Below are 26,393 nucleotides of genomic sequence, written 5' to 3'. Positions count from 1 at the left end.
CGCTCCAAACATCCAGGGATTGCTGTGCCATTTTCTCTCTTTGACTTCCTTTAACTGCGTGTTTGGACACTCCCGAGGTCAAGTCATGCGGTTGACAGAGTTTTCATCCGCCCTGTGGGAGGCGTACCGGGGCGCATATGGCAGTGTCAGGCGGGAAGTGGAGGTTTTGATGGATGGAACAACGGCGCCCCCGCCCCAACAGAAGCTGCGGCGGCTGGACACGGAGGAGAAGGACGACTACCGGATCGCCTTCGACAATCTGTGTGAGGGACTTTCCCATCAAATGAGCTTTTACAGCGCCATCTATCTGGTCCTGCCGTATATGGCAAAGCTGCTGGAAGAAAAAGAGGCGGCGGGGGACTTCCGGTGGCAGGTGCTGATCTTATCAGAGATGGGCGTCTGTCTGGCCACGGACGTCCCCTGGAACCACCACGGGGAAGCTGTGCCGCAGGAGATCCGGGACAGCTATCAGGAGAGTATCGCGGTCCTTGGAGAGAGGGCAAAAAAGCTTCTGTTTCAAAGAACGGAGGACCTGCGGCAGCTGGACGAGGCCGCCCGCACCCTGTTTTGCACCGGCCTTCTGGGACTGCTGGGAGACCGGAGAGCGGCCTTTGCCCTGCTCATGAGCGGCTGGGACACCTGCTTTGTCCAGTGCGGGCAATGCGGCTTTCTGGATGAGGACCTGGAGCTTTCCGACGCAAAACAGCGGAAAAAAATCAAGTCGGCCAGGACCTGGTTCCGGCGATGGGACCGAAAGACCTATACGGATACATATCTTTGGCTCGGCAGCGTCCTGCGCCTCTTGGGAAACTGGAAAGAGGAGAAAAGCCTGGCGTTTTATTGCGGGACTTACACCTGTCAGGCCTGCGGACACAGGGAATCCGTCATGGAAGGGATGATCCGGGCATTGGACGGCAGTCAGCCCGCCGCTGAACAGCCGCGTGCCAAGACGCAGAACGCGCCAAGCCCCAGAGGCGCGGAGCAGACAGACCCCACAGCTTCGGTCTCCCATGGGTCAGAGGCCACGGACCTGCTGGAGACGGACAACGCCCTTACCCGCGCATATGAGATCTGCGAGGGACGGTATCAGGATGTCTTTGACCTGCTGGATGTAGGGGATGTCCGCCGGGCCGTTGAATTGTGCGGAGAACATTTGAAAGCGGGAGCCGACTGGAGGCTGTATGTCCTGCGGGCGCATTGCTTTAAAAGACTGCGAAACAATCTGGAGGCGGACCGAAACCTGACCGCCGCTCTGGAGCTGGAGCCGGACAACATCCTGATACTCCGGGCCAGATGCCCCACCGCGGCCACAAAAAACCGCTGCCTGCGCCATATTCAGGATATCTCCCGGCTGATGGAGCTGGACCCGGCCAATCTCGGGGTCTATCTGGTGAGCCGGGCATACCGCCTGCACTGGACAGGGGACGACGAGCGCGCACGGGAGGACCTGCGGGCCGCGAGGGACTGCGGGGACAGCGGCCTCCTGCGCACCGCGGATTTCCAATATCTCTGGAGGAAGCTGCTTCCAGAGGAGCCGATCCGGTGAAGGGGATAAGAGGAAAGCGTACCTGATTTCAGGTACGCTTTCCTGTCACTCTGTCGTAGTTTCATAGGGCCAGTCCAAAATGCCGCCGAAGTCGGCCACATTGGTATAGCCCATATCCGTCAGCTTCTGGGCGGCCTCGGCGCTGCGGCGGCCGGAGCGGCAGTAGACCAGGATCTCCGCGTCTTTGTCAAAGGCCACAGGCATGTCCGCTGTGATCAGCTCATTGGGCAGGCACACGGCGCCGGGGATGTGTCCCCCGTCGAATTCCTCCTGGGTCCGCACATCCAGCAGGATGGCGGCTTCATTTGCGTCCAGCCGGGCTTTGGCCTCCTCCGGGGACAGAAGGCGGGAGCCGCCATCCCTCCCGGTCGCCTCCGTGCCGGCGGAATTCGGCGTCATCCGGCTGGTATAAAATTTCAGCAGCGCCACGCCGAAGCAGATGACGGCGGCTAAAAGAAAGAACTGCTTCATGAAAGATCCTCCGTTTATAGATTCTTGCACACAGTATATCCCAAATGGCGGAAAAAGGGAAGAGGCGGCTGATTGACTCCCTTTTACCTTAAGTGTTGCCGGTGTTAAACTCCGTCGATTTCACCAACAGTAGATTGAAATTCAACATTGATTATGCTATACTCAGGATGGCAAATCGGGAATTGTAAATGAGGTGGTTATATAAAAAAGAAAATATTCCTTTGCTGTGGCATCGTTATCATTTTATTCAGTATAACAATCCTGTATATATACGAGCAGACATTTGGTGCCCCAGTAGTTGGAACAATTCATGGAGCAGAGTGGGAGTATCTATCCATAGGGGAAGAATGTTATGAGATAACTTATGATGCACCCGTCAACGGAACCGATAAAGGTTCTTTTATTGGCATAGTGACAAGTGGTGAAACAAAATTTCGTGTCTATTCGATTAAAGGAAACGATGAATATCTTTATTGTCAATGGGAATGGGAGGGACATATTTATAAGCGCACACAATAATTCAACAGATTCCTGTTTATAGGGCAGCTATTCATGGAGAGTAGTTGCCCTATTTGGTTATTTTGACAGGAACTTTGGGAAATAGAGCGGTAGCAACACCAAAGGTAAAAGGGAGCTGATTGAACCCGTCAGACCGCGCGCCAGAGCAGTTTGCCGTCCGCAAATTCCGCCGAGAGCTGTCCCTTATCCAACAGGTAGGAGAGGTAGGACCGGATGGTGCTGCCCACCAGCACATACTGGTTGAAGTCCATCGTCAGCTGATAGTACTGGAAGACCTTTTGCAGGATATCCTCAGAGCAGAGCGGCTCCCGGCAAACTTCCAGGATCAGGCCGCAGATCTCCAGCACCTTGGCCCGGTTCAGCTCCGCCAGGGGGCGGATGTCCTCCACCGGCTCCGCGTGGGCGGGGATGAACAGATCGCCGTCCAGCCGGCAGACCTTGTCCAGCGTGTCCAGATAGGCCGCCACATCGTAGATAAAATTCACATGGTATTTCTCCACGATATTGGCGCCGGACAGGCAGTCCGCCAGGAACCACACGCCGTCCGCGGTCCTGAAGCCGCACATGTCGAAGAAGTGGCCGGGGAGGGGAAGCATTTCCAAGCCCTCCGGCAGGTTTTCCTCGGTCAGGGGATCGCATTTGCTGGGCTGGGCCAGCAGGAACTTGTTCCGCAAGGCCTTGCAGGGATAGCCGCCGTAGAGAAACGCCGGTTCCAGGATGGGGTGGGAGGTGATGGCGGCGTCGATGCCCGGGGCGAGGGCAGGCGCGCCCAGCCGCTGCTGGAGCAGGGCGTTGCCGCCGTTGTGATCGGCGTTGGCGTGGGTGTTGAGGATGCAGGCGAGGCGCCAGCCCTGGGCGTCCAGGAGCTTCTGCACCTTCCGGCCCGCGTCCTTATCGTTGCCGCTGTCGATCAGGACCACATCAATATCGTTCAGCTTCCAAATGCCCATTTTGGCGGGGCATTGGATGTAATAGGTGCGCGGCGCCGCCTGGTTGAGTTCGTACATGGGACATGCCTCCTTTCGGCTACTATATCACAGAAGAACAGGAATGGCAATTTTCAGCGAAAAATGCAGGCCGTATCCAGGGGTCTAAGACGAAAGAACCCTTTGAAGGGCTGGGCGGGAGATTTCGTGGCCCATGGGCGCCGCCTCTTGACCTGCCCTTCCTTTTGCCTTAAAATAAACCACAAGACTAGAGAAAATTGGTGAACATATGACTGACTTCGATTCCCGATACATCGCCGCCCGGCGGGCCGTTATCGCCCGGGACTTCCGGCGGCTGAACCCCATGCAGCGGCAGGCCGCCATGACCACGGAGGGGCCGCTCCTCCTGCTGGCGGGCGCCGGTTCCGGCAAGACCACGGTGCTCATCCAGCGGGTGTATAACCTGTTGACCTATGGCCGGGGCAGCGACTCCGACTTTGTGCCCGGCTGGGCCACGGAGGACGATCTGGCCTTTTTGGAGGGCTATCCGGAGCAGCCGGATGAGCTGGAGAAAAACCGCGCCCGCCGCCTTTGCGCCGTGGATGTGCCCCGCCCCTGGGAGATCATCGCCATCACCTTTACCAACAAGGCGGCGGGGGAGCTGAAGGACCGTCTGGCGGCCCGCTTGGGGCCCCAGGCCAACGACGTCTGGGCCTCCACCTTCCACTCCGCCTGTGTCCGCATCCTGCGGCGGGATATCGACCGCATCGGCTTTGACAAGGACTTCACCATTTACGACACCGACGACTCCAAGCGGGTCATCAAGGACATTTTGAAGGAGAAGAACCTGGACGAAAAGACCTTCCAGCCCAAGAGCATCCTCTCCATCATCAGCAGTTCCAAGGACAAGTATGAGAGCCCGGCGGATTTCGCCCGGCGGGCGGAGAACGCCAATGACTGGAAGCTGTCCCGCATCGCCAAGGTCTATGCGGCCTACGCCCAAAAGCTCCGGGCCGCCAACGCGTTGGACTTTGACGACATCATCTACCACACCGTCACCCTGCTCCAGCAGGAGCCGGAGGTGCTGGCCTATTATCAGGACAAATTCCGCTATGTGCTGGTGGACGAGTACCAGGACACCAACCACCTGCAATACCTGCTGACCAGCCTGCTGGCGGGCGGGCGGAGGAATCTCTGCGTGGTGGGCGACGACGACCAGTCCATCTACCGCTTCCGGGGGGCCAATATCGAGAATATCCTGAACTTTGAGAAACAGTACAAAAACGCCCGGGTCATCCGCCTGGAGCAGAACTACCGCTCCACCCAGAACATCCTGGACGCCGCCAACGCGGTCATCCGGAACAACCTGGGCCGCAAGGGCAAGACGCTGTGGACGGACAACGGCAGCGGCGACGTGGTGACGGTCAAGACCACCTTCAACGAGAGCGACGAGGCCAACTACGTGGTGGGGGACATCATGATGGGGGTCAACCGGGGCCGGGACTTCCGGGACACCGCCGTGCTGTACCGCATGAACGCCCAGTCCAACGCCCTGGAATACGCCATGAAGCGCAACGGCATCCCCTATAAGGTGGTGGGCGGCATGAAGTTCTTCGACCGGGCCGAGGTCAAGGACATGCTGGCCTATCTGTGCGTATTGAACAACCCCCTGGACGACCTGCGCCTGCGGCGCATCATCAACAACCCCGCCCGGGGCATCGGCGCCACCACCATGGACAAGGTGGCCCAGCTGGCAGAGGCCCAGGGCGCTTCGCTGTATGAGATCATCCGCAACGCGGACCTGTTTCCAGAGCTGAAAAGTCCGGCCTCCAAGCTGCTGAAATTCGCGGATCTCATCGACGGCCTGCGCCGCCGAGGAGCCGAGCTGGCCCTGCCGGAGTTCTACGACGCCGTGTGCGACCAGACCGGCTACGTCCGGGCGCTGGAGGAAAAGAACGACATGGAGAGCCGGGGCCGCATCGAGAACGTCCAGGAGCTGAAATCCAACATCCTGGGCTTTCTGGAGCAGGACCCGGAGGACGCCACGCTCTCCGGCTTCCTCAATGAGATCGCCCTGTACACGGACCTGGACAGCGTGGAGGCCGGCGACAACTGCGTCACCATGATGACCATCCACTCCGCCAAGGGTCTGGAATTCCCCACGGTCTACGTGGTGGGCATGGAGGAGGGCATCTTCCCCGGCAGCTCCGCCCAATACGACGAGGAGGAGCTGGAGGAGGAGCGCCGCCTCTGCTATGTGGCCATGACCCGGGCCAAGGAAAAGCTGACGCTGACCAACTGCCGCCAGCGGATGCTGTACGGCCGCACCAGCGCCAACCGGGCCTCCCGGTTCCTGGACGAGATCCCGGAGGAGAACATGCGCTGGGAGAGCAAGCCGGAGCCCCGCTTCAGCGGCATGGAGGGGGACAGCACCTTCGGCGGAGACCGCTGGGAGGGCGGCGTATCCTACGGCGGCTTTGGCGGCAGTGCCGGCGGCTATTCCCAGCGGCCCGCCCGGCCCTCCACCGGCATCTACACCAGCGGCGGCCCCCGGGAGAACGGCAGCGTCCACACCTACCGGGAGGCGAAGTCCGCGCCCCAGCGCCCGCTGGCGTCGGTGCGCCGGAACGCCGCGCCTGCCGCACCGATGATGCAGCTGAACCAGGGGGATATGGTGGAGCACACCGCCTTTGGAAAGGGTATGGTGCTGTCCATTCGTCCCATGGGCGGCGACGCGCTGGTGGAGGTGGCCTTTGACAATGTGGGTACCAAGAAGCTGATGCTGAGATCTGCCGGGAGCCATATGAAAAAGCTATGAGAAAAGGAGCCGTGAGATCTTCACGGCTCCTGATTTTTTAAAAGATTCAAAATTTTGGAGATGCCCAGCAGGAGACTGCCCCGGATGACGGCGGTATACCAGACGGAAAAGGCGCTTGACCAATCAAAGCCAAAGCCGACACTGTTTTCACCGGTCTGCACGGCGCCGCTTGCTGCGCTGATCCCAGAGAAAAGTCCCCAGACCAAAACAAAGATCCCAAGGCGGCGGCACCAAATATCCAGAGCAAAATCCCTCCTGAGATCCTGGAAGATCGCGGAGAAAAGGGGATCGGGAGCCTGCTTCGTCTGTACCGCCTGCTGATCGTAGATCAGACGCTCGATGGGAACATTCAGCGCCTGGGCCAGCGCCTTCAAACTCTCAATATCCGGCAGGGATCTGCCGCTCTCCCAATTGGAGATGGTCTGCCGGGTGACATGGAGCTGTTCCGCCAGAGTCTCCTGGGACAGGCCGGCCTTTTTGCGCTCCCTGAAAATACATGCTCCGACGATATTGGGTTTTCTGGAAAACATAAGCGTCAGCTCCTTCTTCTCAAGCTGAAAAAACCGTACCACAAAGGGCCTTTGCATACAAGCAAGGAATCTTTGCGGCCCTGTTTTCCGTCGGCCCTGCCTTAAGGCGAGACCTCGATCCCCAATATCCGGGCCACCACGTCGGCCTGGCTGGCGTCGATTTTTGCCCCCTTTAATTCAGCGCAGGTCTCCGACAGTGAGACGCGGTCCAGGGTACAGGAGGACAGGTCCATCCCCTTGAGACTGGTCCGGAACAGCTCCGCGCCGGTGAGGTCCACTTTTTCAAAGACTGTTTTCTGGATACGGGCCTCGGAGATGGCGGCCTCTGTAAGATTGCAGCCTGTGACAGCGCACTTCTCCCACACGCTGCCTGTGAGATTCCCATAGCGCAGGAGCATCTCCTCCAGCGCGCACCCTTTGAAGCGGCTCCTGCGGAAGTCCGCACCGTCGGCCTTGCAGCGGAGAAGGCGGCAGTCTTTCCAGTAGCTGACGGGGAAGCGGCAGCGGATGAACTGACAGTCCTCAAAAACGCAGTCGTAAAAACCGGCGCGTTCAAAGTCGCAGTCCGTAAATCGGCAGGCGTGAAAAGACGTCTGCTGAAATTCAAGCTCAGAGATATCCGCCCCATTTACCGTCTCGCGGCAAAAGCGGCGGCCCCTGCAAGGGATCTCCTGCTCCCGGAGCTGGCGCAGGACCTGTTCCATGGGATCCATATTATTTCCGCCGCGCTTTCTGCTCCGGCAGCCACAAAAGCTCCTCAAAGCTCTTGATATACACGTCGCAGAAGCTCCGCATCTCCTTTTCATCCTGGGCGAAGAAGCCGTCATACACGCCCACCACCCGCATTTTCGCGGCCCGGGCGCCCCGGCAGGCGGCAAGGCTGTCGTCAAAAACGGTGCAGTCCTCAGGGCGGACGCCGTTTTCACGGGCCGCCGTCAGCCACACATCCGGCTTTTTCTTCTCCAATCCCAGCTGCTGGGCAAAGGTGATGCGGTCAAAATATTTTTCCAGATCCAGCTTCTTCAGCGCTGTATGGCAGTGCTCCGGCACGCTGGACGTGACCACCGCCATCTGCCGCCCCTCGGCTTTGCACTGCTTCAGATAGGCCCGGACACCGGGCTTTACCGTGACGTGGGCATAGGCGTCCTTTGCCATCTCCATCCACTCGGCGATGATGTCCTCGCAGGACTCCTCCAGATGGCAGAAGTCCTTGGTGAACTGGGCGGCCAGAGGGAGGATGGTGTGGGCCACGCCCTCGTAATAGGCATGGGTGTAGGGCATGCCCCGCCGGGCCAGAAATTCCCGGTCCACCTCTTTCCAAACGCCGTTGGAGTCGATGAGCGTGCCGTCCATATCGAATAAGAACATGATTACTCCTCCTTTTCCAGCCAGAAGCGCCAGGGGAAGTCCCTGGCCTCCTCCGCATAATCCACCCCGACGCGGGGGCCTGCACACATCCGTTCCCGCGGCAGATCGGGGCGGGGAAGCCCGATATCCGCCGGAGAGTCGCAGACGAACAGGGTATCGCCGGTCAGGTCCAGCCGGTTTTCCGCGGTTGTCAGCGCAAAGCCCTGACAGACCTTGCCGGGGCCATTCATGAAATTTTTTCTCCGGTAGGCGGTCATGGGCCTGTCCCCAAACCGCAGGCGGCGGATGGTCTCGATCCCCGCCGTGGGCTCCACCGCCCGGATCAGAACGGCGGCGGGTTCTCCCTCTGCTTCTGTCACGAAATTCAGACAGTGGTACATGCCGTAGATAAAATAGATATAGGCGTGACCCGGCGGGCCGAACAGAACGGCGGTGCGTTCGGTCCGCCGGTAGTTGTAGGCATGACAGGCCTTGTCACAGCGTCCGATATAGGCCTCCGTCTCTGTGATGCGGCCGACGAGAGGCTTGCCGTCCAGCATTCGGACCAGATATTTGCCCAGAAGCTTCTGGGCGGTCTCCACCGTGCCGCCGGCGTAGAATTCGCGGGAAAGCCTTGCCATTTTTTCACCCCAGTGCTAAAATATCAATTCGTTGTGATGGAATGTCACAAAGTATACCACGGAATAGGAATTGGAGCAAGTACCATGAAAGTCAATCGAATTCGTCAAAATGTGCTGCCGGTGCTGGCCGCGCTGATCTGGGGCACGGCCTTTGTGGCCCAGAGCGTGGGCGCCGACTATGTGGAACCCTTTACCTTCAATGCCGCCAGGTCCGCGGTGGCCTTTTTGTTCCTGCTGGTGCTGTGCATCGTGCTTCGCGCGCTGCGCAGGCGGGGAGCGGGCGGAGCGGAGGTTCGGTCCGGCTCCCGGAAAGACCTCCTGGTCGGCGGCATCTGCTGCGGCGTGGCCCTGACGGTGGCCACCAATCTCCAGCAGAAGGGGCTGGAGACCACCACCTCCGGCAAGGCGGGATTCATCACGGCGCTGTATATCGTGATCGTGCCCATCGTGGGGATCTTCCTGAAAAAGAAGGCGCCCAGGACCATTTGGATCAGTGTGGTCCTGGCGGTGGCGGGCCTGTACTGTCTCTGCATCACCGAGGACTTTGCCATCACCAGCGGCGACTTCTATATCCTGCTGTGCGCGTTCTCCTTCTCCGCCCACATCCTGGTCATCGACTATTTTACCCAGAAGGTGGACGGGGTGGAGCTGTCCTGCGCGCAGTTTTTGGTGGTGACGGTGCTGTCCTCCATCGGGATGCTGGCCACGGAGACGCCGTCTGCGGAGGCGCTGCGCATCTGCATCGGCCCCATCCTGTATGTGGGCATCCTGTCCAGCGGCGTGGCCTATACGCTGCAGATCTTGGCCCAGAAGGACTCCAATCCCACGGTGGTGTCGCTGCTGCTGAGCCTGGAATCCGTGTTCGCCACCCTGGCGGGGGCCATTATTCTTCACGACCAGATGAGCGGGAAGGAATATTTTGGCTGTGTGCTGATGCTGGTAGCCGTGGTGCTGGCCCAGCTGCCGGAGCCCCGGAAGCGGGAAAGGGCCGCGGTTGAACAGGAGTGAGGGAAGCGGGGAGGCCATATCGGCATCCCCGCTTCATGTTTCCTTCCACCTTTGGCGCTGATACACATTTCCGGCCATTTGCCGGAGCGGCGGAAAACCGCTGAAAAGAAAGGGCCTTATTTGGGATTGGACAAAGGCGGACCTATATGATATAATGCAAAACTGTATGAGTATGTTGCGAGGTGGTTCCATGCGTATTGACGTTTTGGGCGTCGGATTCGACAATGTGACGATGGCAGAGGCCGTGGACCGCGCTCTGGCGCTGCTCCACGGGGAGGGCACCCACTATGTGGTGACGCCGAATCCGGAGATCGTGGAGGTCTGCCGGGAGAATCTGGCGGCAAAAATCGCCGTCAACGAGGCGGATCTGGTGCTGCCGGACGGCATCGGCGTCATCAAGGGCGCGGCCATGCTGGGCACGCCGCTGAAGGAAAAAACACCGGGCATTGAATTTGCCGGCCATTTACTGGAAAGAATGGCAGAGGAGGGGCTGTCCCTCTATCTGCTGGGCGCCAAGCCCGGCGTGGCGGAGGCGGCGGCAAAGAACCTGGCGGAGCGGTACCCCGGTCTGGTCATCGCCGGCACCCACGACGGCTATTTCAAAGAGGACGCCCCCGTGGCGGAGGCCATCCGGCAGAGCGGAGCGGATGTGGTGTTCGTGTGCCTGGGCGCGCCGAAGCAGGAGCTTTGGATGAGGAAGAACGGCCCCGCCACCGGCGCCCGTCTGCTGTGCGGTCTGGGCGGGAGCCTGGATGTGTTCGCCGGTGTGGTGGAGCGCGCTCCAAAATTCTGGTCCGACCATGGTTTGGAGTGGTTTTACCGGCTGTGCAAGGAGCCCAGGCGAATCGGCCGCATGATGAAGCTGCCGCTGTTCTTGGTACATGTGAAACAGGAGAAGAGACGGAAATGAGCGGAAAACTGATTGTATTTGAGGGGACCGACGGCTCCGGCAAGGCCACCCAGGCCCGGATGATGTGCCGATATCTGAAAGCCCGGGGCGTCCCGTATCAGGAGATCGACTTTCCCCGGTATGGGAATCCCTTTGCCGAGCCGGCGAACCTGTATCTCCACGGCGCGCTGGGGAAGGAGGCGGGGGATGTCAACGCCTACGCCTCATCGGTCCTCTTCGCCGTGGACCGGCTGGCCTCTTACAAGGAGGACTGGGGCGCGTTTTATGAGAGCGGCGGCGTGATCATCGCCAACCGCTACACCACGTCCAATGCCGTCCATCAGGCGTCCAAGCTGCCTGACGGAGAGCGGCAGGAGTTTTTGGACTGGCTGTTCGACCTGGAGTATCACCGCCTGGGCCTGCCCAAGCCGGATCTGGTGCTGTATCTGGACATGCCAACGGAGCTCTCCGAAAAGATGATGCGGCACCGGGAGCAGGAGACATCCACCAAGGCAGATATCCACGAGCAGGACAGCGCCTATCTGCGCCGCTGCCGGGAGAGCGCCCGGCAGATCGTGGCGGACTGCGGCTGGGTGGTGGTGGACTGCTCCGCCGGGGACAGGCCCCGGACGCCGGAGGATATCCACCGGCAGGTGGTGAATATCGTAAAACAGGAGCTATAAGGCTTATCCACTTTACGGAGGAAAAAGCGGGACGCATGGCGTCCCACTTCTCCGAAGGGCTCAGCAGCAGCTGCACCCGTCGTTATTGTTGTTGCAGCCGCAGTTACAGCCGCATCCACAGTTGTTCCCGCAGCTGCCGCCGTTGGAGCCGCAGCCGCAGCAGCAGACCAGCAGGATGACGATGATGATGAGCCACAGGCAGGAACCGTCGTTGTTTCCGTTGTTAAAGCACATGATTGTCACCTCACTTTGAGACATTCTATGCGTCGGGGCACCGCTTTGGAGCCTGACCATTTGAAAAAAACCAAAAAGGACAGGAAGTAAGGAAAATTTGGACCGTCCAACACGAAAAGGGACGGGGAGTATGGAGGTTTCAATGGCTGATTACAAAAAGGGAGATACCGCCAGTTGGGATACGGAGCAGGTCCGCCGCAGCGGGACCGGCCGGCATCCGGCGGCCCGCCGCCGGAAGAAGCGGCGGCACATGAACCCGCTGCTGTATCTGCTGCTGGTGGTGCTGACGTCTGCGATTCTGGCCGGTGTGGGCTGGCTGCTGATCACGGACCTCTGCGCCTTCAACCGGGGGAGCATCACCAATGTTACCGTAGAGGTGACGGCGGAGGACACCGTGAGCACCGTGGCCGAAAAGCTGCAGGACGCGGGACTGATCAAATACAAATGGTTCTTCAAGCTGTATGCCGGCATCTCCAACGCTGACGAAAAGATCGGCATGGGCACCTATACCCTGAACACCGACATGGACTACCACGCCCTGGTGGTGGGGATGCGGAGTACCTCCGGCAACATGAACGCGGAGACCGTGCGCGTCACCATCCCGGAGGGCTACACCGTGGCCCAGACCATCCACCTGCTGGCGGAAAAGGGCGTCAGCACGGAGGAGGCGCTGCTGGAAGCCGCCAAGACCTACAAGTTCGACTACTCCTTTATCGACAACAGCTCCCAGGACATCAGCCGTCTGGAGGGGTATCTGTTCCCAGACACCTATGAGTTCTACGCCAACACGAAAAAGCCCGGCGCGGCGCTGGACAAGATGATCTCCACCCTCAACAGCCGCCTGGACGACGAGCTGCTGACCGAGGCGGAGGCCCGGGGATATGACCTGAAAAAGATCATGACCATCGCCTCCCTGATCGAAAAGGAGACGGACGGCACGGACCAGGGCCTGATCGCCTCTGTGATCTACAACCGTCTGGAGGGCGCTGGAGACAAGGGCGGCACCTACGGCCTGCTTCAGATCGACGCGGCGCTGCTGTACGCCCTGCCGGGGCATACAGGGGCCATCACCAACGAGGACAAGGCGGTGGATTCGCCCTATAATCTGTACAAGTACGCGGGTCTGCCCCCTACGCCCATCGCCAACCCCGGCCTGGCCGCCATTGAAGCGGCACTGGAGCCGGAGGAGAGCAATTATTACTATTACGCCCTGGGCAAGGACGGCAAGCACCACTTCTCCGCTACCCTGAAAGAGCACAACAACTTTGTCAACAGTTCTGAATATGGAGGATAAGCATATGAGACCGGAACTCCTGGCCCCGGCAGGGGACATGGAGCGCCTGCGGATGGCGGTGCTGTACGGCGCCGATGCGGTGTATCTGGCGGGCACCACCTTCGGGATGCGCGCCTTTGTCGGAAACTTCACCCCGGAGAAGCTGCGGGAGGCTGTGGGCTTTGCCCACAGCCACGGTGTCAAGGCCTACTGCACCATCAACACCATGCCCCGGAACGACGAGGTCGCCCGCCTGCCGGAGCATCTGGAGCTGCTGAACGACGCCGGTGTGGACGCGGTGATCGTGGCGGACCTGGGGGCCTTTAACCTGGCTGGAAAGTACGCGCCCAAATGCAGGCGGCACATCTCCACCCAGGCCAGCGTCTGCAACTATGAGACCGCCCGGGCCTGGTACGGCCAGGGCGCGTCCCGGGTCATTCTGGCCCGGGAGCTGAGTCTGGAGGAGATCCGGACCATCCGGGAGAAGTCGCCCTGGGAGCTGGAGATCGAGGCATTCGTCCACGGCGCCATGTGCGTCAGCTATTCCGGGCGGTGCCTGCTGAGCAACTATATGACCGGGCGGGATTCCAGCCGGGGCGCCTGCGCCCAGCCCTGCCGGTATCGGTACGCCCTGATGGAGGAGAAACGCCCCGGGGAGTATTTCCCCATTGAGGAGGACCAGCAGGGTACATACATCATGAACTCCCGGGATATGTGCATGATCGACCATCTGGACGACCTGATCGACGCGGGCCTGTCCAGCCTGAAGATCGAGGGCCGGGCCAAGTCCGCCTATTACGCGGCCATCGTCACCGGGGCCTACCGCCACGGTCTGGATGCGGCGCTGGCGGGAGAGCCCATCGACCCCGTTTGGCGGGATGAGGTGGAGCATGTCAGCCACCGGCCCTACGCCACGGGCTTCTATTACGGTCCGCCGGGACAGTATTACGCCAATTCCAGGTATATCAGGGAGTGGCAGGTGATTGCCCTTGTCACAGACTGCGACGAAGCGGGAAACGCCACCTTGTCTCTTCGAAACAAATTCCGCACGGGAGACACGGTGGAACTGGTGGGACCGGATCTACGTCCCTTTGCCATGACGGTCCCGGAGATGACGGACCAGGAGGGACAGCTTTTGGACGAACCCAGGACCCCGCAAATGGTTTTCCATATGAAATTGCCGAAAGCGGTGCCGCCCTTTACACTGGTGCGCCACGCGGTGGAACTATCAGCTAAATAAGGAGAGATATTATGAATGCAGACGTCGTGATTGTCGGCGCCGGCCCCGCCGGTATTTTTACCGCCCTGGAAATGATCAAAAAGGGCAGCAAGCAGAAGATCATCATGGTGGAGAAGGGACAGGCCGTGGAGAACCGCCACTGCCCCAAGGACAAGACCCGCAAGTGCGTGAACTGCAAGCCCTACTGCCATATCACCACCGGTTTTTCTGGCGCAGGCGCTTTTTCAGACGGCAAGCTGTCCCTCAGCTATGAGGTGGGCGGCGACCTGCCTACGCTGATCGGGGAGGACGTGGCACAGGAGACCATCAACTACGCCGACCAGATCTATCTGGAATTCGGCGCGGACACCCATATCGAGGGCCTGGGCCATGAGGAGGAGCGGAAGGAGATCCGCAGGCGGGCCATCCAGGCTGGTTTGAAGCTGGTGGACTGCCCCATCCGCCACATGGGCACGGAAAAGGCCCAGGGGATCTATCTGGCCATCGAAAAGTACCTCCAGGAAAACGGTGTGAAGATGTACTTTGGCTATGAGTGCAGCAACCTGATCCTGGAGAACGACGTTTGCAGGGGCGTCTCCATCTCCAACGGCAAGACCGACCTGGAGATATACGCCAAGCACACCGTGGTGGCCACCGGCCGCCGGGGCGCCGACTGGCTGGAAAAGCTGTGCGCCGAGCACAACATCGCCCACGCCCCCGGCACCGTGGACATCGGCGTCCGGGTGGAGGTCCGCAATGAGATCATGGAGACGGTGAACCGGGTGCTGTACGAGTCCAAGCTGGTGGGCTATCCCCAGCCCTTTAAAAATAAGGTCCGCACCTTCTGCCAGAACCCAGGCGGCTTTGTCAGCCAGGAGAACTACGACAACAATCTGGCGGTGGTCAACGGCCACTCCTATAAGGAGTTCAAGAGCGACAACACCAACCTCTCCATCCTCTGCTCCCACAACTTCAGCGTGCCCTTCAACCAGCCCATCGCCTACGCCCAGAAGGTGGGCGAGCTGACCAACATGCTGGGCAACGGCCACATCCTGGTCCAGCGGTTCGGCGACATTCTGGACGGCAAGCGGACCTGGCAGAAGGAGCTGGCCCAGTCCAACATCAAGCCCACCCTGCCGGACGTGGTGGCGGGCGACATCACAGCCGCTATGCCCTACCGGGCCATGATCAACATCATCGGCTTCATCAAGGCGCTGGACTATGTGGTGCCGGGCTTTGCCGCCTACGAGACGCTGCTGTACTCTCCCGAGCTGAAGTTCTACTCCAACCGGGTGAAGATGGACACCGACTTCAACACCAGCCTCCAGGGCCTCCACTGCCTGGGCGACAGCTCCGGCTGGACCCGGGGACTGATGATGGCCTCCGTGATGGGCGTCCTCATGGGACGAAAGATCGCCGAAGAAGGTTAAAAGCGAAAGCCGCCGGGAATTTCCCGGCGGCTTTTTCACATCCTGATTGACAAAAATTTTTCATCAGATGCCAGATTTCCGGTTCTGAATTCGTTTTCTCAGTGAAAGGCGCCGATCAAGAAGGGGATGATAGTACGAAAGAGATCACATATTCCCGGCAGGAGGCCGAGGAGCTGGTGGCCCGCTGGTCGGACACGGTGCTGCGCATCGGCTACACCTGGACGGGCGAGCTCCAGGACGCCCAGGACATCAGCCAGACCGCGCTGCTGAAGCTGCTGACCTCGCCCCAGCGCTTCCTGGAGCCGGAGCAGGAGCGGGCCTGGGTGGTGCGGGTGGCCGTCAATTGCTGCAAGGACTGGAAGAAGTCCGCCTGGAACCGGCGGCGGGTGCCGCTGGAGGACGCCCCGGAGCCGGCGGTGCACATGCCGGAGCTGGAGGACAGTCCGGTGCTGCGGGCGGTTCAGGCCCTGCCGGAGAACTACCGGCAGGCTGTGTATCTGCGGTATTACGAGGAATACAGCGTGGAGGAGATCGCCGCTCTGATGGGGTGCAGGGTCCAACAGGTCAGCACCTATCTCTACCGGGGGAAAGCCAAACTGAAAACAATGCTGGAGGAGGTCGTGTAGATGGATAAGACCACATATCAACAGGAGCTGCAGGAGGTCCGCTACACAGACGCGGGCCGGGCGGCGCTGGTGGAGCAGCTGATGGCGGCCCAGACAGCGGCGGAGGAGCCGGCCGGGCGGTCCGGCCGGAGAAAGAACTGGGGCCGCAGGGGCGCGGTGGTGCTCCTGGCGGCGGTGCTGCTGGTGACGGCGGCCGCGGCAGCCACCGCACCGCTGTGGATGCGCTACTTCGGCGGCCTGGACGAACAGCAGCAGGCGGTGGTGGATGCCATGCAGACCATCGGAGACGGCCTGCCCCCGGCGGCGGAGGGCGGCGGCGTGACCATCACGCCCATCAGCATCCTGGGCTCCGGCAATCAGCTCTATATCACGCTGGAGATCCGGGTGCCGGAAGGAGTCGTCTTTTCAACAGAGAAGGGCCGTTATGACCTTATGGCTTCCGCAAGGCCCAGGGAAGTGACGGAGATGGCTTCCTATACCAGCCGCTTCACAGTGCTGGAGGCGGGCATGGAGGCCCCCAATGTGCTGACCGGCGTTTACGAGGTCACCTCCTCCTGCGACCTGGGCGGTGGGACCCTGGAGGTCAGGGGCCTCAGCCTGTGGAAGGACCGGGGCGAGGATGAATGGATCCTTGAAGGGGAGTGGAACATCCCCCTGCCGGAGGACATCACCGGAAAGCAGGTGCTGGAGCCCAAGGTGGAGGGCGTGGCCGTGGAGACGGAGCATGGAACCTTTACCCTGGATGCCGTCAGCGTTTCGCCTCTGGGCCTCTGGTGGCAGTACCGCTTTGACGGCACGAATGAGCCGGTCATCTACACGGCGCTGAAAATGAAGGACGGAAGCCTTGTGGAGCCTGCGCCCGGCCAAATGATCCTGGGCCATCCGGGCGGCAATGAGACCGCCACAGCCTCCTTTGCAAAGCCCGTGGACCTTGCGCAGGCGGTATCCCTCTACTTGGGGAATATGGAGATCCCGCTGAACGGCCAGGAGGCGGCCAGGGTGGATAAAAATGTCCCTGTCATCAGCGACGAGCCGGCGTTCTACGACCTGCCTGCCGACGGGGGACAAGCAGGAGAGAGTGAGCCAGCTGCCCAGCCGGAGACGGGAAAAGAGACAGAACTCAGAAAAACCGACACCGGCTTGACCGCTGCGTCCAAACCGGACAGCGGCGAGGAATTAACTGAGTTTCAGCAGCAACGGGATGAGTGCTATCTCAGAACCCTCTCCCTGTCCGACTGCGAGATGATCCACAACGAGCCGGTCACGGACGAATTTGTCTATCAAGAAGCTCCTTACGGCGAAGTGCGCTTTGGGATTGATTATCTGACCTTCGCGGAGGACGGGTATGCCAGAGTATCCTATTGGAGCCACGCTGACGAGACCTGTATACTTGCCGTTTACAAGGATGAAAACGGCGGCACCTGGGGTCGGGCGTTCCGTGTTCCGGAGGAGCTGCTGTACACCGAAAATTGACCGAAAACGCCGTATCTCCTGCGGCCCAATGCCTGCAACCTGGGGTTGACAAACTTCCACTCCATACGTTCTTGCCTTTTTCAGCCGGATGGCGTACCATGAGACCATCAAAGGAGAAAGTGAGAACTGCGTACCATGGAATTTTCAGAAAAGCTGATCACGCTCCGCCGCCGGGAAGGGATCTCCCAGGAGCAGCTGGCGGACCGGCTGGGGGTCACCCGGCAGTCCGTCAGCAAATGGGAGAGCGGCGCGGTGATGCCTGAGCTTGTAAAGCTGATTTCCTTGTCGGAGATGTTCGGCGTCAGTGTGGACTACCTGGTGAAGGACTACCTGGAGGGGCCGGAGGACCCGGCGGAGACGGCCGCTGGCGGGGACTGGGAAACAGCCTCCGCCAGACTGGAACAGAAGGTGGACGACCTGACCCGGTGCGTCAAGGGAAGCGTCTATGCCTATGACAGCAGGACCCGGCTCTTTGGACTGCCCCTGGTGTCTGTCAGGGTGGGGTTTGTCCGGGGCCACCGGATGGCAAAGGAGGATGTGGCCCGGGGCGTTATCGCCATTGGCAACACCGCCGTAGGTGTGGTGGCTCTGGGACTCGTCAGCGTGGGCCTGGTCAGCTTTGGATGCGTTGCCTTGGGCCTGCTGGCCCTGGGCGCGGTGGCCGCAGGACCTCTGGCCTTTGGTGTCTGCGCTATGGGATATCTGGCCATGGGCGTCTGCGCCATAGGCGTATACGCCGGGGGCGTCTGCGCAGTGGGGAGCGAGATCGCCGTGGGGATGGCAGCAGCTTCCGCTGGTATGGCGGTGGGCTGCGAGGCCGACGCACCCCATGTCCTGCTGTGGGGAAACGGCCTGAGCAGGGGAGAGGTGGAAACATTTCTTCTGACACACCATCCCAATCTCTGGAAGCCGCTGGTGCGGCTGCTGAGCTGGATGGGCGGCAACCTCCAATAGACCGCCCGGTAAAAACGGACAGCCGCTGGGAAACCGGCGGCTGTCCGTCTACTTATGCAGGACCTGGTGCTTTACGTAGTCAAAGGCTGCGTCCTCGCCCTCGTCCCGCAGCTTCAGCAGGATCGTTTCCAAAAGGGCGGCGGTGTTGGGGTGGAGCAAGAGCCTCTTGTCCCTGCCCCGCAGAAAGAACTTGTAGGGGTCTCCGGGGGCGAAATCCTTTCCCCGGTATACCTTGCTGGCGGCCAGCCGGTCGCAGAACATCTCCGCCACGTATTTTTCCGGCATCTCCACACCCACGATGCCCTCGCCGCTGGCGCCGTAGTCCGTCCAATATTCAAAGTGATGGCGGTTGCGGCCCTTGTGGTGCATCCAGGATGCGCTGTATCCGAAGGCCTTCCGCTGGGCGTCGTTGGGGCTGTGGTCACCCTGAAAATACTTCACGCCGGCCCAGAACTCCGCAGGGGAATATTTGGACAGGTCGTGGGTCAGTCCCTGCCAGTAAAGGCCCAGGCGGAAGCAATATTTCCGCACCAGCGCCCGGTGGCGATTCACGGTTTTCAAATGGTCCCAAAAGTGCAACGCCTGTCACCTCAATGTCAAGATCTATTGACCAGAGTATATCACATTCCCGCAAAAAAGACGAGGAAATTTTGCATGGAATGCGGGGCTGGGGCAAAACTAGCCGGGAGGTGATCGGGTGGAGAGCGGGATCTTTGACTGTCCGGAGACATGGGAAGGGCTTTTGCCAATCGGGGTCAGGCGGCTGCGGAAAGCCGCGGAGCTTTCAGACCAGAGCTGGGACCTGCTGGCGCTGACGCGGGATGGCTGCCGCCGTTTGAGCGGGGAGGCGGTGAGCTGCCGGACGCTGCTGGTGCCCGGGGACTGCCCGCCGGGGCTTTTGGCGCGGCTCCAGGCGGAGGCTGTCATCTCCTATGGCCTGTCGCCCCGGGACAGCCTGACGCTCTCCAGCCTGACGGAGCCGGTCCTGTGCATCCAGCGGACGCTGGTCCGGCCGGACGGAGGTCTGGTGGAGCCGCAGGAATTTCCCCTGCCCGGCCTGCCGGGACCTGCGGAGGCGCTGCTGCCGCTGCTGGGACTGCGGCTGTTGCAGATGCCACTGACAGACGCGCACTTTTCATGGTAGGCTCTTCCAAAAGGGAGGAAGCGTTACGGATTGGTTTGCGTGGGTGGTCGTGGTCCTGTTTTTAGGTGTTGTCGGCTGGTTTTGGAGCTTCCTGTACCGGGGAGAGAAGCCGCCCTTCCGTTGTGCCGGCTGCGGGAAATGCGCGGCTGCGGGGGAATGCGTCCTCATGCGGGAGGAGCATGCGCGGCAGCAGGCGAAGAAATTGGAGAAAAAGCTGGAAAATCAGCAGGATCCGTCTTGACAAAGCTCATAAAAACGATATAATATTTTCGTTCAATCAGGCAAAACGCCATGACAAAGCCAGCTTTACGAAACGGTCCCAAGCGAGAGGGGAGACGGTGAGAGCCCCTTGCCCACGCCGCGAAGCAGCCACTTTGGAGCAGTCCGCGAGGAGCGGAACGGCCTATCCCCGTTACCGGATGACATGAGATGTCCCCTTGGGGACAGATCAGGGTGGTACCGTGGATCGATCTATCCGCCCCTGACGTATGTCAGGGGCGTTTTTTTATGACGGCGCCGCTTTAAAAACGGAAATCCATACAGAAGATCATACTATATCAATTGGAGGAAGAAACACTATGGCACATCCCTATTACGGGCTGAACGAACTTCGTGAGATGTTCCTCAGCTACTTCGAGAGCAAGGGCCACCTGCGTCTGCCCAGCTTTTCCCTGATCCCCCCTGCCAATGACAAGAGCCTGCTGCTGATCAACTCCGGCATGGCGCCCATGAAAACCTGGTTCACCCGGGAGGAGGAGCCTCCCCGGGACCGCGTCACCACCTGCCAGAAGTGCATCCGCACCGGCGACATCGAGAACATCGGCAAGACCGACCGCCACGGCACCTATTTTGAGATGCTGGGCAACTTCTCCTTCGGCGATTACTTCAAGAAGGAGGCCATCCCCTTCTGCTGGGAGTTCCTGACCAAGGTGGTGGGCCTGGAGGAGGACCGCCTGTATCCCTCCATCTATCTGGACGATGACGAGGCCTTTGAGATCTGGAACAAGGACATCGGCATCCCCGCCGAGCGCATTTTCCGCTTCGGCAAGGCCGACAACTTCTGGGAGCACGGCGCCGGTCCCTGCGGTCCCTGCTCCGAGGTCTACTATGACCGCGGCGAGGAACACGGCTGCGGCAAGCCCAGCTGCACGGTGGGCTGCGACTGCGACCGCTATATTGAGGTGTGGAACAACGTGTTCTCCCAGTTCGTCAACGACGGTGAGGACCACTACACCGAGATGAAGAACAAGAACATCGACACCGGCATGGGCCTGGAGCGCCTGGCCTGCGTGTGCCAGAATGTGAACTCCCTGTTCGATGTGGACACCGTGATGAACATCACCCACAAGGTCAGCGAGATCACCGGCGCCCATTACGGCGAGAGCCAGAAGACCGACGTCAGCCTGCGCGTCATCACCGACCACATCCGCTCCTCCGTCATGATGATCTGCGACGGCATCCTGCCCTCCAACGAGGGCCGGGGCTACGTGCTGCGCCGCCTGCTGCGCCGGGCGGCCCGCCACGGCAAGCTCCTGGGCGTGAACAAGCCCTTCCTGTTTGAGGTGGTGGACACCGTCATCCACGAAAATGAGGTGGCCTATCCCGACCTGCGGGAGAAGCAGACCTATATCACCAAGGTAGTCCGCACGGAAGAGGAGAATTTCGCCAAGACCATCGACGGCGGCATGAGGATCTTCTCCGACCTGCTGGCGGCCCACAAGGCCAAGGGCGAGACGGAGTTCTCCGGCGCCGACGCCTTCAAGCTGTATGACACCTACGGTTTCCCCATCGACCTGACCGCCGAGATGGTGGAGGACGAGGGCATGACCTTGGACCGCGCGGGCTTTGACCGGGAGATGGAGGAGCAGCGCGTCCGCGCCCGGAAAGCCCGGGAGGCCCTGGGCGACCTGGGCTGGGCCGGCATCGAGTTCGGCAGCGAGATGCCCGCCACCGAGTTTGTGGGCTATGACCGCCATGAGGCCGCGGGCAAGATCCTGGCCATCGTGGCGGAGGACGAGCTGCGGGACGAGGTGGTTTCCGGCGCCGACGCCATCCTGGTGCTGGACCAGACGCCCTTCTACGCCGAGATGGGCGGCCAGGTGGCCGACCACGGCGTCATCACCGCCGGGGACGCCCGGTTCGAGGTCACCAATGTCCAGAAGAACAAGGGCGGCAAATTCATGCACTACGGCAAGGTGGTCTCCGGTCAGTTCCAGGTGGGCGGCGCCGTGAACGCCTCCATCGATGTGGAGCGCCGCAAGGCCATCATGCGTGCCCACAGCGCCACGCACCTGCTGGACGCCGCGCTGAAGAAGGTCCTGGGCGACCATGTGCACCAGGCCGGCTCTCTGGTGGAGCCGGACCGCCTGCGCTTCGACTTCACCCACTTTGAGGCCATCACCCCCGAGCAGCTTAGCGAGATCGACAGCCTTGTCAACGACGCCATCCTGGAGGGCTATCCTGTGGTGACGGAGGTCCTGCCCATTGAGGAGGCCAAGAAAAAGGGCGCTGTCGCCATGTTCGGCGAGAAGTACGGCGAGGTGGTCCGCGTGGTGGAGATGGGCGACTTCTCCATGGAGTTCTGCGGCGGCACCCATTTGGACAACACCGCCAAGGCCGGTTCCTTCCGCATCAGGAGCGAGGCCTCCGTGGCCTCCGGCGTGCGCCGGATCGAGGCCACTGTGGGCAGGCAGACGCTGGATACTGTCAACCGCAACCAGCAGGTCCTGTTCCATGTGGCCCAGATGCTGAAAACCAATCCCGGCGAGCTGGAGAGCCGCATTGAGCAGCAGATGAACGAGATGAAGGAGCTGCGCCGCACCCTGGACAAGTTCAAGGCCGAGGCGTCTCTGGGCGAGGCCCGGCAGTTCCTGATGTCCGCCAAGGAGCTGGGCGGCCTGAAGGTCCTCACCGCTGTCCGCAACGGCATGGACGCAGGCGCTCTGCGGCAGATGGGCGACTTCCTGCGGGACAAGGAGCCCGGCGTGGTGGCCGTTCTGGCCTCCGCCAACGGGGAGAAGATCACTTTCCTGGCCGTCTGCGGTCCCGAGGCTGTGAAGAAGGGCGTCAAGGCCGGCGATTTGGTGAAGAATGTCTGCGCGATCTGCGGCGGCAAGGGCGGCGGCAAGCCCGACAGCGCCATGGGCGGCGGCAGCGACCTTTTGAAGCTGGACGATGCCCTGGCCAGCGTGGACGACTTCGTGGCCTCCAAGCTGGGCTGAAAGGAGCGGAACCATGCTGATCGATTTTAACGCCATGGAAACCGCCGTCGTCCCCCAGATGCGGGGCGGCGAGAAGGAAGTACACCTCAAGAGCCATGCGGACGGTCTCGCCAAGATCATGCAGGGCACGCTGGTCCCCGGCGGGACCATCGGCCTGCACACCCATGAGACCAACAGCGAGGTCATCTATATCCTCTCCGGCACCGGCAAGGTGCTGTGCGACGGCGTGTATGAGCCGCTCTCCGCCGGTTCCTGCCACTACTGTCCCAAGGGCCACGCCCACAGCCTGATCAACGACAGCGACGGGGACCTGACGTTTTTCGCGGTGGTGCCGGAGCATGGGAAATAAGCCGTGTCCACTCTGGAGAAGTTAAAACGCTTTCAGGCGCTGGATATCGACTTTTCCGCCATCGGTCTGGAACAGGCGGAAAACGCGGCCTATTTCTGCACGCCCGTGGGGGCGGAGTATATCGGCTGGATCGGCTGTGACGGCGTCCACTTCGTCCTCCTGCCGGGGGACGAGCGGGTGTTCTGTGTGGACCCCATGATCATGGAGGAGGGGCGCTATGTCCTTCCGGTGGCGGAGAGCTTCCAGGAGTTTTTGTCCTTTGTGCTGTTCTGCCGGGACGCCAATCCGCTCACCTGGCTCTCCTGGATGGAGGAAGCGCGGTTCCGCCAGGCGCTGGCGGAGGACGCAGGGGAGACATGGGACGGCTGCGAGGCGTTCTTCGCCAAAAAGAATGCGGCGCTGGAGACCATAGCGAGCGCGTTCGGTCTGGAGCCGGAGGACCCCTACGAAAAGGTCAAGGCGCTGCAAAGGGCCTTTGACCCCTCCGGCCTTCGCTTTTCCCGTGCATATTACGACGTGCTGGGTCTGGAAGAACCCGGCTGCCCCCAGCAGCGGTGAGACGGGCCTGACTGCCGTGGGAGACATCCAGGCAATCCTGGCTGCCATCGGTTATCACTGCGATCCCCAAAAGGATCCATTCATTCAAAACCATAAAAAAGGAGGTTTCAACCATGTCTGACTGCTTATTCTGCAAGATCATCGCCGGGGAGATCCCCAGCAGCAAGGTCTACGAGGACGACCTCTGCTACGCCTTCAACGACATCGCGCCTCAGGCTCCCACCCATTTCCTGGTGGTGCCCAAGGCCCACATCACGTCCGTCTCCGCCATCACGGCGGAGAACAGCGCCGTGGTGGCCCATATCTTTGAGGTCATCGCCAAGCTGTCCAAGGAGCTGGGCTTTGCCGAGGCTGGCTACCGGGTGGTTTCCAACATCGGCGAGGCTGGCCAGCAGTCCGTGCCGCACCTGCACTTCCACGTGCTGGCGGGCCGGGATATGACCTGGCCTCCGGGCTGATCGGCCTTCCGGCCGATTTTCAAGGGGGAGCGGGCTCCCCCTTGAGGATCCCCCACCGCCAGTGACATCGGTCACTGGCGAACGCCGCCTAAGGCGGCTGAGTCAAGGTATTTTCGCCACGTACACGCCGCGGCGAAAATGATTGAAATTTTTTCTTTTGCCGGAAGCAAAAGAACTGGAAAAACTAGCGGTTTTTCCCAGCCCTTTTCCTTTGACGGGGAAAGACATGCATACGCAAAAAAAACAGCGCCTCGACTGAGGCGCTGTTTTTTTTTTGGAAACGAAATCAGGCGGCGGTCAGACTATCGGGATCGACCTCCTGGAACTTGGAGAAGTCGGGATAGACGATCTTCACGTCCTTGCCCAGGGCGTTGACCTGCATGGTCATGTCGTAGTCATAGGCCACGTCCATGGAGAGGGTCTGGCCGTCCTCCAGGGGCAGGTCCATCTTCATAGCGGCGGAGAACACCATGGCGACGGATTTCAGCTTGCCGTTGGAGCCCACCGTGTAGGCGGCGGTGATATCGCTGATATCCATGGACAGGCCGCTGGCCTCCTGGCCCATCATGCCCAGAGCATTGTCCATCATGCCGCCCAGGTTCCTGCCCATGACCACGGTGTACACAGTGTCGCTGCCGGACTTCTTGGCGGTGATGGAGTCGATCATGGCCAGGCCGCTGACATTCATGGCCTCCACATCCACGATCTCCATGCTCTCCATGGCGGCCGTCTGGTCATCCACGGGATACTTGACATTCATGGTCTCGCCGTCGGCGCCCATGGACATGTACATCCAGCCGTCCTTCATCCACATGCCGATATCCATCGTCTCGCCGTCAGCGATGGTTTTCATGGTGCAGGCCATCTGGATATCGCTGCTCTCTGCGGCCACTTTCATGTTGCCGGTGGTCTTGGTGGGCATTTTGATTCCGCCCATCGTCACGTCCATATCCATGGCGATGTCCACATCCATGGCGTCGCTGTCCATGCCGGCCGTGGCGGACTCCATGGCGCGGTAGGCGGTGATCTTATCGGTCATGGGCTGGGCGGCCTTGGCATCGATGGCGCCGGACGTCACCAGACTGTCCAGCAGGTACGTCTTGCCGTCCGCCATGTCGGCGGCCAGGGCCTGGTAGGTGAGGGCGGCCAGATCGTCCCGCAGGAAGTCGCCGGAGAACATCACCGGCTCATAGAAGCCCTTGCTCTGGGCGAAGGTCAGGGCGTCGGCGTACTGGAAATCCGTGCCGTCCTTATAGCCCAGGGCCCGCAGCAGAAAGACGGCGTAGTTCTGGAGGCTGCACTTGCTGGCGGAGCCGAAGGTGTCGGCGCCGGTGCCGTTGGAGATGCCGTTGGTGTACACCCAGGCGACGTAGGGGGCGGCGAAGTCGCTGACGTCGGTGAAGGGGTGCTTGATCTCACCGGCCTCATAGGCGGCCTTGGCATCGTCCTCGGCGCCGTAGAGCCGCACCAGCATGATGGCGGCCTCGGAGCGGGTGGGGGCGCGGTCCAGCTCAAAGCCGCTGGCGGTGCCCCGGAACATACCGATGGCAGACAGGTCCTCAGCCACCGCGTCATAGTCGGAGGCGGAGGCGGTCACACACAGGGCCGCGGTCAGCAGCAGTGTGGTGAACAGAATGGTCAGGAAACGCTTCATAGAATTGCTCCTCTCTTTCTTGCGGCAGGTGCCGTTTTTTCTATCATATACCCTGAGAAATCAAGCGTCAAGAAAAAAGAGATTCTATGCTGCGAGGTCCATTTTATGAGAAATATAGCTGGCGTTTTTATATGGATTCATTTATAATGTACCCGAATGGTTTCATTTCCACACATTTCGCCAAAAGGGTGATATCCTCTTGGCGAGGTGATTGGATATGAACCGTTTACGGGAATTGCGTCTGGAAAGGCAGCTTACACAAACGCAGACGGCACAGCTGCTGGGACTGCCGCTGAATGCGTATCAGAGAATCGAATGGGGACAGAGAAAGCGAATCCCCATTTCTTTGCTATGCAGAATGGCGGATTTCTATGAGGTATCGATTGATTATATGATGGGAAGATGGGAGGAGCGAACTTAGA

26 protein-coding genes are annotated in these 26,393 nt (G+C 60.5%); 17 read left to right on the top strand and 9 right to left on the bottom strand.

Going from position 1 to position 26,393, the window contains the following annotated elements; translation table 11 throughout:
• Nucleotides 1–85: 85 nt before the first annotated feature.
• A complete protein-coding gene (locus Q0Z71_RS13740) occupies nucleotides 86–1,546 on the top strand; it encodes a hypothetical protein (RefSeq protein ID WP_298023907.1) in 1,461 nt (486 codons plus the stop codon).
• A 45-nt stretch (nucleotides 1,547–1,591) separates the two neighbouring features.
• Here Q0Z71_RS13740 and Q0Z71_RS13735 read toward each other — a convergent pair whose 3' ends face one another.
• Complete coding sequence (locus Q0Z71_RS13735) at nucleotides 1,592–2,017, bottom strand: rhodanese-like domain-containing protein (RefSeq protein ID WP_298023904.1); 426 nt, start codon at nucleotides 2,015–2,017, stop codon at nucleotides 1,592–1,594.
• A 647-nt stretch (nucleotides 2,018–2,664) separates the two neighbouring features.
• The gene (locus Q0Z71_RS13730) at nucleotides 2,665–3,543 is read right to left on the bottom strand and encodes an MBL fold metallo-hydrolase (RefSeq protein WP_298023901.1); all 879 of its coding nucleotides are present in this window, start codon (nucleotides 3,541–3,543) and stop codon (nucleotides 2,665–2,667) included.
• Between the two features lie 208 nt (nucleotides 3,544–3,751).
• Between Q0Z71_RS13730 and Q0Z71_RS13725 the strand changes: the two genes are divergently transcribed.
• A complete protein-coding gene (locus tag Q0Z71_RS13725; RefSeq protein ID WP_298023897.1) occupies nucleotides 3,752–6,280 on the top strand; it encodes an ATP-dependent helicase in 2,529 nt (842 codons plus the stop codon).
• A gap of 20 nt (nucleotides 6,281–6,300) precedes the next feature.
• On the opposite strand, the gene Q0Z71_RS13720 is transcribed toward Q0Z71_RS13725, so the two are convergent.
• From Q0Z71_RS13720 to Q0Z71_RS13705, 4 genes are all read right to left on the bottom strand, one after another.
• The gene (locus Q0Z71_RS13720) at nucleotides 6,301–6,810 is read right to left on the bottom strand and encodes a helix-turn-helix domain-containing protein (protein WP_298023893.1); all 510 of its coding nucleotides are present in this window, start codon (nucleotides 6,808–6,810) and stop codon (nucleotides 6,301–6,303) included.
• A 101-nt stretch (nucleotides 6,811–6,911) separates the two neighbouring features.
• Nucleotides 6,912–7,523, bottom strand: coding sequence for a pentapeptide repeat-containing protein (locus tag Q0Z71_RS13715; protein WP_298023891.1), 612 nt, complete (start codon nucleotides 7,521–7,523; stop codon nucleotides 6,912–6,914).
• A 1-nt stretch (nucleotide 7,524) separates the two neighbouring features.
• Entirely contained in the window at nucleotides 7,525–8,178 is a 654-nt protein-coding gene (locus tag Q0Z71_RS13710) for an HAD family phosphatase (RefSeq protein WP_298023889.1), read from the bottom strand.
• A 2-nt stretch (nucleotides 8,179–8,180) separates the two neighbouring features.
• Nucleotides 8,181–8,798, bottom strand: a complete 618-nt coding sequence (locus tag Q0Z71_RS13705) for a DNA-3-methyladenine glycosylase (RefSeq protein WP_298023886.1) — start codon at nucleotides 8,796–8,798, stop codon at nucleotides 8,181–8,183.
• A gap of 84 nt (nucleotides 8,799–8,882) precedes the next feature.
• Here Q0Z71_RS13705 and Q0Z71_RS13700 point away from each other — a divergent pair, with 84 nt between their 5' ends.
• The 3 genes from Q0Z71_RS13700 (at nucleotide 8,883) to Q0Z71_RS13690 (ending at nucleotide 11,378) form a co-directional block, all read left to right on the top strand.
• On the top strand, nucleotides 8,883–9,806 hold the full coding sequence (locus tag Q0Z71_RS13700) for a DMT family transporter (RefSeq protein WP_298023883.1): 924 nt from the start codon (nucleotides 8,883–8,885) through the stop codon (nucleotides 9,804–9,806).
• 190 nt (nucleotides 9,807–9,996) lie between these two features.
• Nucleotides 9,997–10,716: a WecB/TagA/CpsF family glycosyltransferase gene (locus Q0Z71_RS13695; RefSeq protein WP_298023880.1), complete on the top strand. Its 720-nt coding sequence runs from the start codon at nucleotides 9,997–9,999 to the stop codon at nucleotides 10,714–10,716.
• On the top strand, nucleotides 10,713–11,378 hold the full coding sequence (locus Q0Z71_RS13690; protein ID WP_298023877.1) for a thymidylate kinase: 666 nt from the start codon (nucleotides 10,713–10,715) through the stop codon (nucleotides 11,376–11,378). Before Q0Z71_RS13695 ends, Q0Z71_RS13690 begins: the two co-directional genes overlap by 4 nt.
• Before the next feature lie 60 nt (nucleotides 11,379–11,438).
• Here the strand turns inward: Q0Z71_RS13690 and Q0Z71_RS13685 are convergent, their stop codons facing one another.
• A complete protein-coding gene (locus Q0Z71_RS13685) occupies nucleotides 11,439–11,612 on the bottom strand; it encodes a hypothetical protein (protein ID WP_298023874.1) in 174 nt (57 codons plus the stop codon).
• Between the two features lie 142 nt (nucleotides 11,613–11,754).
• Here Q0Z71_RS13685 and mltG point away from each other — a divergent pair, with 142 nt between their 5' ends.
• The 6 genes from mltG to Q0Z71_RS13655 all read left to right on the top strand — a co-directional run bounded on the left by mltG (nucleotide 11,755) and on the right by Q0Z71_RS13655 (nucleotide 18,587).
• Nucleotides 11,755–12,906 carry an endolytic transglycosylase MltG gene (gene mltG, locus Q0Z71_RS13680; RefSeq protein ID WP_298023871.1) on the top strand — a complete coding sequence of 384 codons (1,152 nt, stop codon included), beginning with the start codon at nucleotides 11,755–11,757 and terminating at the stop codon, nucleotides 12,904–12,906.
• A 4-nt stretch (nucleotides 12,907–12,910) separates the two neighbouring features.
• On the top strand, nucleotides 12,911–14,125 hold the full coding sequence (locus Q0Z71_RS13675; RefSeq protein WP_298023868.1) for a U32 family peptidase: 1,215 nt from the start codon (nucleotides 12,911–12,913) through the stop codon (nucleotides 14,123–14,125).
• 11 nt (nucleotides 14,126–14,136) lie between these two features.
• The gene (locus tag Q0Z71_RS13670) at nucleotides 14,137–15,534 is read left to right on the top strand and encodes an NAD(P)/FAD-dependent oxidoreductase (protein ID WP_298023866.1); all 1,398 of its coding nucleotides are present in this window, start codon (nucleotides 14,137–14,139) and stop codon (nucleotides 15,532–15,534) included.
• Between the two features lie 101 nt (nucleotides 15,535–15,635).
• Nucleotides 15,636–16,160, top strand: a complete 525-nt coding sequence (locus Q0Z71_RS13665) for an RNA polymerase sigma factor (RefSeq protein ID WP_298023863.1) — start codon at nucleotides 15,636–15,638, stop codon at nucleotides 16,158–16,160.
• Entirely contained in the window at nucleotides 16,161–17,633 is a 1,473-nt protein-coding gene (locus Q0Z71_RS13660) for a hypothetical protein (RefSeq protein WP_298023860.1), read from the top strand. It begins immediately after the preceding gene.
• Between the two features lie 135 nt (nucleotides 17,634–17,768).
• Nucleotides 17,769–18,587, top strand: coding sequence for a helix-turn-helix domain-containing protein (locus tag Q0Z71_RS13655; protein WP_298023856.1), 819 nt, complete (start codon nucleotides 17,769–17,771; stop codon nucleotides 18,585–18,587).
• 48 nt (nucleotides 18,588–18,635) lie between these two features.
• Here the strand turns inward: Q0Z71_RS13655 and Q0Z71_RS13650 are convergent, their stop codons facing one another.
• Nucleotides 18,636–19,166, bottom strand: a complete 531-nt coding sequence (locus tag Q0Z71_RS13650; RefSeq protein WP_298023853.1) for a DUF5662 family protein — start codon at nucleotides 19,164–19,166, stop codon at nucleotides 18,636–18,638.
• A 118-nt stretch (nucleotides 19,167–19,284) separates the two neighbouring features.
• Between Q0Z71_RS13650 and Q0Z71_RS13645 the strand changes: the two genes are divergently transcribed.
• From Q0Z71_RS13645 to Q0Z71_RS13625, 5 genes are all read left to right on the top strand, one after another.
• Complete coding sequence (locus Q0Z71_RS13645) at nucleotides 19,285–19,731, top strand: hypothetical protein (protein ID WP_298023849.1); 447 nt, start codon at nucleotides 19,285–19,287, stop codon at nucleotides 19,729–19,731.
• A gap of 578 nt (nucleotides 19,732–20,309) precedes the next feature.
• On the top strand, nucleotides 20,310–22,952 hold the full coding sequence (gene alaS, locus Q0Z71_RS13640; RefSeq protein WP_298023846.1) for an alanine--tRNA ligase: 2,643 nt from the start codon (nucleotides 20,310–20,312) through the stop codon (nucleotides 22,950–22,952).
• A gap of 13 nt (nucleotides 22,953–22,965) precedes the next feature.
• Nucleotides 22,966–23,301, top strand: a complete 336-nt coding sequence (locus tag Q0Z71_RS13635; RefSeq protein WP_298023843.1) for a cupin domain-containing protein — start codon at nucleotides 22,966–22,968, stop codon at nucleotides 23,299–23,301.
• A gap of 3 nt (nucleotides 23,302–23,304) precedes the next feature.
• The gene (locus Q0Z71_RS13630; RefSeq protein ID WP_298023839.1) at nucleotides 23,305–23,859 is read left to right on the top strand and encodes a hypothetical protein; all 555 of its coding nucleotides are present in this window, start codon (nucleotides 23,305–23,307) and stop codon (nucleotides 23,857–23,859) included.
• A gap of 113 nt (nucleotides 23,860–23,972) precedes the next feature.
• Nucleotides 23,973–24,317 carry a histidine triad nucleotide-binding protein gene (locus tag Q0Z71_RS13625; RefSeq protein WP_235222247.1) on the top strand — a complete coding sequence of 115 codons (345 nt, stop codon included), beginning with the start codon at nucleotides 23,973–23,975 and terminating at the stop codon, nucleotides 24,315–24,317.
• Between the two features lie 286 nt (nucleotides 24,318–24,603).
• On the opposite strand, the gene Q0Z71_RS13620 is transcribed toward Q0Z71_RS13625, so the two are convergent.
• Complete coding sequence (locus Q0Z71_RS13620; protein WP_298023831.1) at nucleotides 24,604–25,971, bottom strand: DUF6612 family protein; 1,368 nt, start codon at nucleotides 25,969–25,971, stop codon at nucleotides 24,604–24,606.
• Between the two features lie 217 nt (nucleotides 25,972–26,188).
• Here Q0Z71_RS13620 and Q0Z71_RS17160 point away from each other — a divergent pair, with 217 nt between their 5' ends.
• On the top strand, nucleotides 26,189–26,392 hold the full coding sequence (locus tag Q0Z71_RS17160; RefSeq protein ID WP_363316726.1) for a helix-turn-helix transcriptional regulator: 204 nt from the start codon (nucleotides 26,189–26,191) through the stop codon (nucleotides 26,390–26,392).
• The last annotated feature ends 1 nt before the right edge of the window (nucleotide 26,393 follow it).

The organism is uncultured Dysosmobacter sp., from assembly GCF_947631635.1.
In the GTDB taxonomy this organism is placed as follows: Bacteria; Bacillota; Clostridia; order Oscillospirales; family Oscillospiraceae; genus Oscillibacter.
Note: the sequence above shows the minus strand (reverse complement) of the source record. Positions and strands in the feature narration are given on the sequence as shown.

Bases quoted from the DNA above. Each gene is read 5' to 3' on its own strand.
- Q0Z71_RS13740 (WP_298023907.1), top strand. From the start codon at position 86: ATGCGGTTGACAGAGTTTTCATCCGCCCTGTGGGAGGCGTACCGGGGC.
- Q0Z71_RS13735 (WP_298023904.1), bottom strand. From the start codon at position 2,017: ATGAAGCAGTTCTTTCTTTTAGCCGCCGTCATCTGCTTCGGCGTGGCG.
- Q0Z71_RS13730 (WP_298023901.1), bottom strand. From the start codon at position 3,543: ATGTACGAACTCAACCAGGCGGCGCCGCGCACCTATTACATCCAATGC.
- Q0Z71_RS13725 (WP_298023897.1), top strand. From the start codon at position 3,752: ATGACTGACTTCGATTCCCGATACATCGCCGCCCGGCGGGCCGTTATC.
- Q0Z71_RS13720 (WP_298023893.1), bottom strand. From the start codon at position 6,810: ATGTTTTCCAGAAAACCCAATATCGTCGGAGCATGTATTTTCAGGGAG.
- Q0Z71_RS13715 (WP_298023891.1), bottom strand. From the start codon at position 7,523: ATGGATCCCATGGAACAGGTCCTGCGCCAGCTCCGGGAGCAGGAGATC.
- Q0Z71_RS13710 (WP_298023889.1), bottom strand. From the start codon at position 8,178: ATGTTCTTATTCGATATGGACGGCACGCTCATCGACTCCAACGGCGTT.
- Q0Z71_RS13705 (WP_298023886.1), bottom strand. From the start codon at position 8,798: ATGGCAAGGCTTTCCCGCGAATTCTACGCCGGCGGCACGGTGGAGACC.
- Q0Z71_RS13700 (WP_298023883.1), top strand. From the start codon at position 8,883: ATGAAAGTCAATCGAATTCGTCAAAATGTGCTGCCGGTGCTGGCCGCG.
- Q0Z71_RS13695 (WP_298023880.1), top strand. From the start codon at position 9,997: ATGCGTATTGACGTTTTGGGCGTCGGATTCGACAATGTGACGATGGCA.
- Q0Z71_RS13690 (WP_298023877.1), top strand. From the start codon at position 10,713: ATGAGCGGAAAACTGATTGTATTTGAGGGGACCGACGGCTCCGGCAAG.
- Q0Z71_RS13685 (WP_298023874.1), bottom strand. From the start codon at position 11,612: ATGTGCTTTAACAACGGAAACAACGACGGTTCCTGCCTGTGGCTCATC.
- mltG (WP_298023871.1), top strand. From the start codon at position 11,755: ATGGCTGATTACAAAAAGGGAGATACCGCCAGTTGGGATACGGAGCAG.
- Q0Z71_RS13675 (WP_298023868.1), top strand. From the start codon at position 12,911: ATGAGACCGGAACTCCTGGCCCCGGCAGGGGACATGGAGCGCCTGCGG.
- Q0Z71_RS13670 (WP_298023866.1), top strand. From the start codon at position 14,137: ATGAATGCAGACGTCGTGATTGTCGGCGCCGGCCCCGCCGGTATTTTT.
- Q0Z71_RS13660 (WP_298023860.1), top strand. From the start codon at position 16,161: ATGGATAAGACCACATATCAACAGGAGCTGCAGGAGGTCCGCTACACA.
- Q0Z71_RS13655 (WP_298023856.1), top strand. From the start codon at position 17,769: ATGGAATTTTCAGAAAAGCTGATCACGCTCCGCCGCCGGGAAGGGATC.
- alaS (WP_298023846.1), top strand. From the start codon at position 20,310: ATGGCACATCCCTATTACGGGCTGAACGAACTTCGTGAGATGTTCCTC.
- Q0Z71_RS13635 (WP_298023843.1), top strand. From the start codon at position 22,966: ATGCTGATCGATTTTAACGCCATGGAAACCGCCGTCGTCCCCCAGATG.
- Q0Z71_RS13625 (WP_235222247.1), top strand. From the start codon at position 23,973: ATGTCTGACTGCTTATTCTGCAAGATCATCGCCGGGGAGATCCCCAGC.
- Q0Z71_RS13620 (WP_298023831.1), bottom strand. From the start codon at position 25,971: ATGAAGCGTTTCCTGACCATTCTGTTCACCACACTGCTGCTGACCGCG.
- Q0Z71_RS17160 (WP_363316726.1), top strand. From the start codon at position 26,189: ATGAACCGTTTACGGGAATTGCGTCTGGAAAGGCAGCTTACACAAACG.